Origin of the sequence: Brevibacterium aurantiacum (assembly GCF_900169065.1) — a bacterium.
Taxonomy (GTDB): domain Bacteria; phylum Actinomycetota; class Actinomycetes; order Actinomycetales; family Brevibacteriaceae; genus Brevibacterium; species Brevibacterium aurantiacum.
Genome location: NZ_FXZB01000070.1, coordinates 1 through 1,029 on the forward strand (window position 1 = coordinate 1; position 1,029 = coordinate 1,029).

The window sequence follows — 1,029 nt, forward strand, 5'->3', positions numbered from 1 at the left end:
CAGCGGGGTGTCAGAAGAGCCATGAGTCAGACCCGACCACAAGACCATCATCGATCCGTTTGGTAGAGACCGCCACGTCCTTCGAGAAGTCAGACTAACTAGTCCACAAGATCTATAGTGAAGAGCCTATTTTCCTCCACGTGCAGCCAAACGACTGGTTGCTGCGACCGATATGAGACGTCAGGAGGATCCTGAGATCGTCAACGTCCCGTCAGAGTCGGTGACAGAAAATTTCGGCAATGGATCGGTCGCAGGGCCAGCGAGGACCTCACCGGTGGACGTCGAGAACTGTGAAGAATGGCAGGGGCAGGTGATCTTGTCTTCGGTGATCGTACGGACCTGGCAGCCCTGATGAGTGCAGACAGAGGAGAACGCATGGAACTCACCTTCCTTCGGCTGGGTGACCACATACGTTTCGTCAATGACGGTTCCAGAACCGACGGGAACGTCTCCCGCTGCGACGCTGGCATCTTCTGCTGAACCACTTGTCGGTGCCTCGGACGAGTCCTCGGACCCGCACGCCGAGGTCAACGCCACCGACGAACCGACGACAGCTGCGGAGCCGACCATGCCGGCGGATTTCATGATCGTGCGTCTGTTGGTTTCCACTGTGCTCCTCAGCCTCCTGTGCATACGTGAACAGTGCAGAATCCGTAGGACTGTTCGGCTTCCAGCGTAACGCGAAGCACTGACTCTCCTATATCCATTCACTCAGAGTCAGCCTGTCCCGTGGGACGTCGCCAGCAGCGATGCCGGGTCCGGCAGCAACGCCCGATCAACGGAATATCTCACGGTCGTGAATGCAAAAAGTGGTGGTGCGGACCCCACCCCGTCAAAAGGGCCGAAATCCACACCACCACAAACAAGTGAAGGCCACCCCCACAAAGGGAGTGGCCTTCACTCTTAAAGAATATTGCGGCAGTCACCTACTCTCCCACAACCACCAAGTTGCAGTACCATCAGCGCGAATGGGCTTAGCTACCGGGATCGGAACGGTTAACCGGGCGTTTCCCCACCACTATCACCACC

General features: G+C 57.2%; 1 protein-coding gene and 1 rRNA gene. Both read right to left on the reverse strand.

The genetic code is table 11. The features are described 5' to 3' along the window. Positions 1 to 180: 180 nt before the first annotated feature. A complete protein-coding gene (locus tag BAUR9175_RS19110; RefSeq protein ID WP_205676905.1) occupies positions 181 to 609 on the reverse strand; it encodes a Rieske (2Fe-2S) protein in 429 nt (142 codons plus the stop codon). A 304-nt stretch (positions 610 to 913) separates the two neighbouring features. Next, positions 914 to 1,029, reverse strand: a 5S ribosomal RNA gene (rrf, locus tag BAUR9175_RS19115); the annotation flags it as partial.